Consider the following 6,572-nt stretch of genomic DNA (forward strand, 5'->3'; position numbering starts at 1 on the left):
CCGCGTCACCGGCCTCCGCGTCACCGGCCTCCGCGTCAGAAACGTCACCCGTCTTCGTGCCGTCGGCCTCGGCACCCCCAGCCTCCGTGCCGCCGGCCGCAATGCGGCCGGCGCCCGCTGCCCCCACTGCCGTCGATGTCTCCTCGGCGCCCTCCGGCTGCTCCGGGTCCTCCGGGTCCTCCCCGGTCCTCTCGGGCTCTCGGATGTCCCCGGCTCCCCGGTTCTCTTCGCCCGCCCTCCGTTCCGTCCGTCCCGGCACCGTCGTCTCCGTGTTCTCCGGCTCTTCCCCGTGCGCGCCGGAGGCGTTCGTCGCGTTGTTCACGTCGTACCTCCGGGTTCGGGTGGGGTGCCGGAGGGGCGGGTGTCGTGGGCGGTGGCGAGGAGTTGGAGGCCGAGGCGGAGGCGGCGGCGGGCCTCGTCCTCGGTGACGCCCAGGTCGGCCGCGGTCCGCCGGTAGTCGCGCCGCTGGAAGTACGCCAGTTCGAGCGCGGACCGCAACGGCGAGGGCATGGCCTGCACTATGTAGTCCGCGCGGGCGGCGACCGACGCGTGGTGGACCTTGCGCTCCAACTCCTCCGCGCTGCCCTCGCCGCCCCGTTCGAGCGCGGCGGTCTCGGTGGCCCACAGCCGCTGCACGGCCAGCCGGTGGGTGAGCGCGGCGAGCCAGGAACGCAGGGGCCCCTGCTTGGGGTCGTACGCCTCGGGGTCCTCCCAGATCCGGACGAACACCTCGCGGGTGATGCCGTCGGCGGCCCGCTCGTCGTCCAGGACGCGGTGGGCGAGGCCGTGCACGAGCGACGCGAACCGGTCGTACAGCTCACCGAGCGCGGCCGCCTCGCCGCGCGTCAGCCGCTGCCGCATCCTGAGGTCCCACCGGGGCGGTGCGTCCTGCGTCGCCATACGGCCCCCTCACCCTGCTCTGGCCTGCGCCGTTCCTGTCGCGGGCCGTTCCGGCCGGCCCATGGCCGAGCCGTCGTCCCGCACTGAGTCCCACCCGTGTGCACCGGCGTCCAGTCCGCGTCCAGCCTGTGCGCACCGGTGTGTCCAGCCTGTGTGCGTCGGGTTCTCGAATGTAGTCGGCACCGCTGACCGCGCACGCCCCTTTATGGCAATGTGCGCCCCTCGCGACGCCGAAGGTGGTAGGGGCCTCCTCCGCTGCGCTGTTCAGGCCGCCCACATGGGCGTCCACCGGTCCGCCGGGGTCCCGCGCGCCGTTTCCGCCGCGCGAAAACGGCCACTCGGAACCGCACTTGTATCGATCTCAATCGCTTGTTGATCGGTTTTCGATCACTAACGACCGTACTCGATGTAAATCTCACCGAAAAGGCCCCTGAAATGGCTCGGTTGCCACGCGCTTTCGGCGGAGTACGGGTGTTTCATGGAACGACGGCGGGGCAGCCGCGCAGCAGGAAGCGGTGTATTGGCTTCCGGTTCGGCGACTGAGAGGCATCGCGGTGGAGTTCAAAGTGACCGACGGCGAGCAGGGTGAGTGGGCCGTGCTACGGGTGTCGGGTGAGATGGATCTGGTGACCTCACCGGTGCTCCGTCAGCGGGTGCACGAGGCGGTGGCCGACGGTCGCCGCAGTCTCGTCCTCGACCTCTCGGGCGTCGTCTTCTGCGACTCCAGCGGGGTGGGCGTCCTCATCGCCACCCGCCGCCTCATGCGATCCTGCCGGGGACGGCTGAGGCTGATCCTCCCGCCCGACGGCAGGGCCGGCGGCCCGACGGAGGGCGCGCACGTCAACCGCGTCATGGCCGCCCTCGGCGTCCGCCGTCTCTTCGACGTCCACCCGGACGTCATGTCGGCGGTGGCACCGGAGCCCGAGGACGAGACCGACGCCCTCTCGGCCTGACCACCGCCTCCACCGGCCTGGTCCGGCCTGGTTCGGCCTGGTCCCTGGCCTGCTCGCCGGCCCGATCAGCGGCCCGCCCTCCCCGCGCCCACCGATGTCCCGGGGGCCACACAGTTGTCCCGGAATTCCCGCAGTCTTGGTACAAGCGTCGCTTTCGCGCTCCGTACCGCCCACGGACGTCGTACGCTCCGTCCGAGGAACACCGACAGGCATGGATCAAGCATTCCACTCGACGTAAGGCGGGCCCGAAAGAACATGGTCAGCAGCGAGTACGAGCGCCGGATCGCCGCCCGGTTCGCCACCTTCGACCAGGACGGCAACGGCTGGATCGACCGCGAGGACTTCATCGCGGCGAGCAAGGCGGTGCTCAACGAGTTCGGCACCCCCGCCCGTTCGGACAAGGGCCAGTCCCTGTACGGCGGCGCGGAGGCCTTCTGGCAGGGCATGGCCGGGATAGCGGACCGGGACGGCGACCAGCGCATCACCCGCGACGAGTTCGTGAACGGCGCGGTCAAGCGGCTGCGCGACAACCCGGAGCGGTTCGCCGAGATCGCCCGCCCCTTCCTGCACGCGGCCCTCGCCGTCGCGGACGCCGACGGGGACGGCTCGGCCACGGTCGACGAGACCGCCCGCATCCTCAAGGCCCTCGGCGTGCCCGAGCACATCGCCACCGCCACAGCCGCCTCCCTCGACACCAACGCAGACGGCAAGGTCGACGAGGTGGAGGTCGTGACCGCGTTCGCCCGCTACTTCACCGTGCCGGAGTGATCACCGAAGGGGTCCCGTCCGATCGAGGTCGGTCTCGTCCGGTCCTACTTGGTCCTGCCCGGTCCGATCCCGTTCGGTTCGTGGCCCCTTCCGGCCGGTTCACGCATAGCGTTCGCGCAGTCTGTACTTGAGGACCTTCCGCAGGGTCTCGTTGCGCGGCAGGGCGTCCACGATCTCCACCTGCTCCGGCAGTTTGTGGACGGAGAGTCCTTCCGCGCGCAGGTACGACGTCACCGTCGCCAGGGTCAGCGGCTCGGCCTCGGGGGGCTGTTCCACGACCGCGCAGACCCGTTCCCCGCGTTCGGCGTCCGGCAGTCCGATCACCGCCACGTCCCGCACGGCCGGGTGGCGGTGCAGCAGGTCCTCGATCTCCTTGGCGGAGATGTTCTCGCCCTTGCGGATGATCACGTCCTTCAGCCGCCCGGTCAGCACCAGGTGCCCGCTGTCCGTCAGCCGGCCCAGGTCGCCCGTGACGAAGAACCCGTCCGCGTCGAACGCCGCCGCCGACTGCTCCGGATCCAGATAACCGCGGCAGACGGCCTCCCCCTTCAACCGCACCTCGCCGTCGACGATCCGTATCTCCATCCCCTCCGGCGGCCGCCCCTCGGTGGTCGCGAGGTTCTCCGCCGAGTCGTCCGGCGCCCCCATCGTGATCATCGGGACCTCCGTCATGCCGTACCCATGGGTCAGCTGCACGCCCATCTCCCTGACGACGGAGTGGTACAGCTCGGGCGGCTTCGGCGCGCCACCGCCCGCGAGCAGCCGCAGCGAGGGGACGACCGGGACGCCCGGTTGCTTGCGCTGCTCGGTGAGGAACATCGAGTAGAACGCCGTCGACCCGCCCGCGACCGTCACCCCGTGCTTGCGGTAGCCGTCCAGCGCGGCCGGCAGCGCGAAGTGCTCGAACAGCACGGCCGGGAACCCGTACAGCAGGAGCATCACCATGTAGTCGGGGCCGCCGATGTGCGCGTAAGGGAAGGCGATCGAGCCCACGTCGTCACTGGTCAGGCGGAGCGCGTGGGCGAGGCAGGAGCCGCCCGCGATGAGGGAGCGGTCCGTGTGGAGGACGCCCTTCGGGTCGGAGGTGGTGCCGGAGGTCCAGTAGATCCAGCGCACCGAGGTGCCGTCGGCCGGCGCGGCGGGCAGGACCGCAGGATCGCCGTCCGGGAGGGCCTCGTACGCCTCGAAGACCCCCCGGGCGCCCAGCCGTCGCGCCATCCCGGCGTGGTCGAACCCCCGCCACTCGCCGGGTACCGCGAAGAACTCCGCCTTCGACTCCCGGAGCGCGAAGCCGACCTCGCGATCCCGGTAGAAGGGGATGACCGGTGACTGCACGGCGCCGAGGCGGGCCAGGGCGAAGGACAGCAGGGCCGTCTCGATACGGGTGGGCAGCTGCCAGGCGACGACCGTGCCGGGGCGTACGCCCATGTCGTACAGGCCCGCCGCCACCCGTTCGGCGCGGGAGCGCAGCTCGCCGAAGCTCAGGGTGCGGTCGTCCTGGAGGAGGACCGGCCGGTCGGGGGTGAGCGCGGCGCGGCGGTCGAGGAGTTCCCACAGGGTGCGGGACGTGCCGAGCGCGTGGGCGGTTTCGTTCACAGCGGCCCCCTGCCTGGAGGACTCGTCCATAAAGCTGACGAGCTGTCAGATGGTGGGCAGAGCGTAGGCCGGGGCGCCTTGTCGGTCCAGGGGTGTGCCACTAACCTGCTCGACAAGGATCTGACGGTCCATCAGATAACTGAGTGGGGGATCCATGACCGAACTGCCCCGCATCATCAGCGTCGACGACCATGTGATCGAGCCCGCACACCTCTTCGAGACCTGGCTGCCGCAGAAGTACCGGGAGCGCGGCCCCCAGCCGCTGACCGCCGGGATCGGCGAGCTCGCCTATGTCGCCGGGAAGTACCAGATCACGATGGACCCCGAGGGCCAGCCGACCGACTGGTGGATCTACGAGGACCTGAAGTTCCCGTACAAGCGCAACATCGCGGCCGTCGGCTTCGACCGCGACGAGATGACCCTGGAGGGCATCACCCGCGAGGAGATGCGGCGCGGCTGCTGGGACCCCAAGGCCCGGCTGGCCGACATGGACCTCAACCATGTCGAGGCGTCCCTCTGCTTCCCCTCCTTCCCCCGCTTCTGCGGGCAGACCTTCGCCGAGGCGCACGACAAGGAGGTCGCCCTGGCCTGCGTGCGCGCCTACAACGACTGGATGGTCGAGGAGTGGTGCGGCGACAGCGGCGGCCGGCTGATCCCGCTGTGCCTGATCCCGCTGTGGGACATCGACCTGGCCGTCGCCGAGATCCGCCGCAACGCCGCCCGCGGCGTCCGGGCCGTGACCTTCTCCGAGATCCCCACTCACCTGGGACTGCCCTCCATCCACTCCGGCTACTGGGACCCCTTCTTCGCGGTCTGCCAGGACACCGGCACCGTCGTCAACATGCACATCGGGTCCAGCTCCCAGATGCCGGCCGCCTCGCCCGACGCCCCGCCCGCCGTCCAGGCCTCGCTGTCCTTCAACAACGCGATGGCCTCGATGATGGACTTCCTCTTCAGCGGCGTCCTGGTCCGCTTCCCCCGCCTCAAACTCGCCTACAGCGAGGGCCAGATGGGCTGGATCCCCTACGCCCTGGAACGCGCCGACGACGTGTGGGAGGAGCACCGCGCCTGGGGCGGCGTCCGCGACCTGATCCCCGAGCCGCCGTCGACGTACTACTACCGGCAGATGTTCTGCTGCTTCTTCCGCGACAAGCACGGCGTCGCCTCGCTGGACGTCGTCGGACGGGACAACGCGACCTTCGAGACCGACTACCCGCACGTCGACTCGACCTTCCCGCACACCAAGGAGGTCGCCCTCGACCATGTGAAGGGCCTCGACGACGAGACGGTCTACAAGCTCATGCGCGGCAACGCGATCCGCATGCTCGACCTCGACCTCGACAAGTGACGGGCGGCCCCCGGTCATGGATCTCGCGTACAGCCCCGAGGAGGAGGAATTCCGGGCCGGGCTGCGGGAGTGGCTCGCGAAGGTCCTGCCCACCCTGCCGCCGAAGCCGTCCCCCGACAACTGGCCCGCGCGGCGCGCGTACGACCTCGGCTGGCAGCGGACGCTGTACGACGCCGGGTACGCCCACGTCCACTGGGACGCCTCCCCGACCGTCCGGCTGATCTTCCTGGAGGAGACCGAGAAGGCCGGCGCCCCCTACGTCGGCGCCAACTTCGTCGGACTGCTGCACGCGGGGCCCACCATCGCCGCCGAGGGCACCGCCGAGCAGCGGGCGCGCTGGCTGCCACCCGTGCTGCGCGGCGAGGAGGTGTGGTGCCAGGGGTTCAGCGAACCGGACGCCGGATCCGACCTCGCGGCGCTGCGCACGCGCGCGTACCGCGACGGCGACGACTATGTGATCACCGGGTCCAAGATCTGGACCTCCCACGCGGAGGTCGCCGACTGGTGCGAGCTGCTGGTGCGGACCGATCCCGGCGCCCCCAAGCACCGGGGCATCTCCTGGCTGGCCATGCCCATGGACGCGCCGGGGGTGACGGTACGGCCGCTGCGCACGCTCGCCGGATCCACCGAGTTCGCCGAGGTGTTCCTTGACGAGGTCCGCGTCCCGGTCGCGAACCGGGTCGGCGAGGAGAACGACGGCTGGCGCGTGACCATGGTGACCCTGTCGTTCGAGCGCGGCACGGCCTTCGTGGGCGAAGTCGTCGCCTGCCGACGGGTGTTGGGGGAGGTCGCGCAGGAGGCGCGGGCCAACGGGCGGTGGGACGACCCCGGTGTCCGACGCCGGCTCGGGCGGCTGAACGCGGAGTTGCGGACGCTGTGGCGGCTCACCCAGTGGAACGTCAGCGAGGCGGAGTCCTCCGGAGGGGTGCCGGGGGTGGGGGGTTCGGTGTTCAAGCTGAGGTACTCGCGGGTCCGGCAGGAGCTGTACGACGCGGCGGTGGAGGTGC

6 protein-coding genes and 1 pseudogene are annotated in these 6,572 nt (G+C 70.8%); 4 read left to right on the forward strand and 3 right to left on the reverse strand.

Features of this window, described 5'->3' with window-relative positions:
* Both AOK15_RS13305 and AOK15_RS13310 read right to left on the reverse strand, forming a co-directional pair.
* Positions 1 to 322 (reverse strand): annotated as a pseudogene (locus AOK15_RS13305) (hypothetical protein); the annotation flags it as partial.
* Positions 319 to 900 carry a sigma factor gene (locus tag AOK15_RS13310; RefSeq protein WP_055516196.1) on the reverse strand — a complete coding sequence of 194 codons (582 nt, stop codon included), beginning with the start codon at positions 898 to 900 and terminating at the stop codon, positions 319 to 321. The gene AOK15_RS13310 and the pseudogene AOK15_RS13305, both read right to left, overlap by 4 nt.
* 548 nt (positions 901 to 1,448) lie before the next feature.
* Between AOK15_RS13310 and AOK15_RS13315 the strand changes: the two genes are divergently transcribed.
* Both AOK15_RS13315 and AOK15_RS13320 read left to right on the forward strand, forming a co-directional pair.
* Positions 1,449 to 1,853, forward strand: coding sequence for an STAS domain-containing protein (locus tag AOK15_RS13315; protein ID WP_055516207.1), 405 nt, complete (start codon positions 1,449 to 1,451; stop codon positions 1,851 to 1,853).
* Positions 1,854 to 2,108: 255 nt separating this feature from the next.
* Entirely contained in the window at positions 2,109 to 2,621 is a 513-nt protein-coding gene (locus tag AOK15_RS13320; protein WP_055516198.1) for an EF-hand domain-containing protein, read from the forward strand.
* A gap of 99 nt (positions 2,622 to 2,720) precedes the next feature.
* Here AOK15_RS13320 and AOK15_RS13325 read toward each other — a convergent pair whose 3' ends face one another.
* Complete coding sequence (locus AOK15_RS13325) at positions 2,721 to 4,217, reverse strand: class I adenylate-forming enzyme family protein (RefSeq protein WP_055516201.1); 1,497 nt, start codon at positions 4,215 to 4,217, stop codon at positions 2,721 to 2,723.
* A gap of 154 nt (positions 4,218 to 4,371) precedes the next feature.
* On the opposite strand from AOK15_RS13325, the gene AOK15_RS13330 reads away from it, so the two are divergent.
* Positions 4,372 to 5,565 carry an amidohydrolase family protein gene (locus AOK15_RS13330; protein ID WP_055516203.1) on the forward strand — a complete coding sequence of 398 codons (1,194 nt, stop codon included), beginning with the start codon at positions 4,372 to 4,374 and terminating at the stop codon, positions 5,563 to 5,565.
* A 16-nt stretch (positions 5,566 to 5,581) separates the two neighbouring features.
* The coding region (locus tag AOK15_RS13335) for an acyl-CoA dehydrogenase family protein (RefSeq protein ID WP_055516205.1) at positions 5,582 to 6,572 on the forward strand (991 nt) is incomplete at its 3' end.

Origin of the sequence: Streptomyces ossamyceticus, assembly GCF_001418475.1 — a bacterium.
Classification (GTDB): Bacteria; Actinomycetota; Actinomycetes; order Streptomycetales; family Streptomycetaceae; genus Streptomyces; species Streptomyces ossamyceticus.

Excerpts from the sequence above, each read along its gene's own strand:
- AOK15_RS13330 (WP_055516203.1), top strand. The coding sequence starts at position 4,372 with ATGACCGAACTGCCCCGCATCATCAGCGTCGACGACCATGTGATCGAG.
- AOK15_RS13320 (WP_055516198.1), top strand. The coding sequence starts at position 2,109 with ATGGTCAGCAGCGAGTACGAGCGCCGGATCGCCGCCCGGTTCGCCACC.
- AOK15_RS13310 (WP_055516196.1), bottom strand. The coding sequence starts at position 900 with ATGGCGACGCAGGACGCACCGCCCCGGTGGGACCTCAGGATGCGGCAG.